Origin of the sequence: Leucobacter sp. M11, from assembly GCF_035726885.1 — a bacterium.
Lineage (GTDB): Bacteria > Actinomycetota > Actinomycetes > Actinomycetales > Microbacteriaceae > JAPFRB01.
Window position 1 is genome coordinate 158,225 of the sequence record NZ_JAPFRB010000005.1, and the last position, 1,730, is coordinate 159,954.

The window sequence follows — 1,730 nt, forward strand, 5'->3', positions numbered from 1 at the left end:
TCCACCCGCAGCGCGCGCCCGGTCACCGAGACCATGACCGCGCAGGGCGTGTCGGCGACCTCCAGCACGGGCTGCTTGGCGCTGCGCGGGTTGGGGCGGGCGACAGCTCCCGTGAGCACCGTGCGCCGCGGGGTGCCGAAGCGCTCCGCGACGTCGTCGAGTTCGTCCGAGACGACGCCGCGCAGCTTCGCGGGGCTGGACAGGATCTCCTGCAGCTCGCGGATCGCCTCGTTCAGCTTGTCACGCTCGGCCTCGAGCTCAACCCGGGAGAACTTCGTGAGGCGACGCAGCCGAAGCTCCAGGATGTACTCGGCCTGCACCTCGCTCAGGTCGAACACCGTCATCAGCCGGCTGCGTGCCTGTTCGGTGTCGTCGCTCGTGCGGATGAGCTGAATCACCTCGTCGATGTCCAGGATCGCGATGAGCAAGCCCTCGACCAGGTGCAGCCGGTCCTGGCGCTGCGCGAGCCGGAAGCGAGAGCGCCGGGTGACGACGTCCAGCCGGTGCTTGACGAACACGGCGAGCAGATCGAGCAGGCCGAGGGTCTGCGGCGAGCCCTCGACGAGCGCCACCGCGTTGATGTTGAAGGAGTCCTCGAGGGGGGTGTAGCGGTAGAGCTGCTCCAGCACGGCCTCGGGGGCGAAGCCGGTCTTCAGAGCGATCACGAGGCGCAGGCCGTGCTTGCGATCGGTGAGGTCCGTCACATCGGTGATGCCCGTCAGCTTTTTCGCATCAACGTTCTGCTTGATCTTCTCGATCACGCGTTCCGGGCCGACGAGATAGGGCAGCTCGGTCACGATCAGCCCGGTCTTGCGGGGGGACAGCTGCTCGATGGCGACCTTCGCGCGGGTGCGGAACGCCCCGCGTCCGGTCCGATAGGCGTCCTTGACGCCGTCGAGGCCGACGATCGTGCCCCCGCCGGGCAGGTCCGGCCCGGGGATGAACTCCATGAGTTCCTCGACGCTCGCGTTCGGGTGCTCCAGGAGGTGTTTCGCGCCCGCGCACACCTCAACGAGGTTGTGCGGGGCCATATTGGTCGCCATGCCGACCGCGATGCCGCTCGCCCCGTTCACGAGCAGGTTGGGAATTGCCGAGGGCAGCACATCGGGCTGGGTCAGCTGGTTGTCGTAGTTCGGCACGAAGTCCACGACGTCCTCGTCGAGGGAGTCGGTCATCGCGAGCGCGGAACCGTCGAGCCTCGCCTCGGTGTACCGGGACGCGGCGGGGCCGTCGTCCAGGGAGCCGAAGTTGCCGTGGCCGTCGATGAGCGGCAAGCGCATCGTGAAGGGCTGGGCCAGCCGCACCAGGGCGTCGTAGATCGACGAGTCGCCGTGCGGGTGCAGCTTGCCCATCACCTCGCCGACGACGCGGGCGCTCTTCACGTGGCCCTTGTCGGGCCGGAGCCCCATATCCGTCATCATGTAGAGGATGCGGCGCTGCACGGGCTTGAGGCCGTCGCGAGCGTCGGGAAGAGCGCGGGAGTAGATGACCGAGTACGCGTATTCGAGGAAGGATGACTCCATCTCCTGGGAGATGTCAATGTCTTCGATGCGTTCCGGGGTGGAGTGGACGTCCGACACGATGCCTTTCACGGGGTGCTGCGCTCACCCGGTGATGGGCAAACGGTACGATGGCCCCAATGTACCCGACGACCTCCGACCACGGCGCACGGCTTGCCGCGGTCCTGCCAACTTCCCTGCGCCTGCTGGGCGTTCCCGAGACGAGTCTCC

At 67.6% G+C, this 1,730-nt stretch carries 1 protein-coding gene; it reads right to left on the minus strand.

Features of this window, described 5'->3' with window-relative positions; genetic code table 11:
* Positions 1-1,523, minus strand: a 1,523-nt coding sequence (locus OOT08_RS16085) for a DNA gyrase/topoisomerase IV subunit A (protein WP_325094017.1), incomplete at its 3' end; no start/stop codon positions are given.
* Positions 1,524-1,730 lie beyond the last annotated feature (207 nt).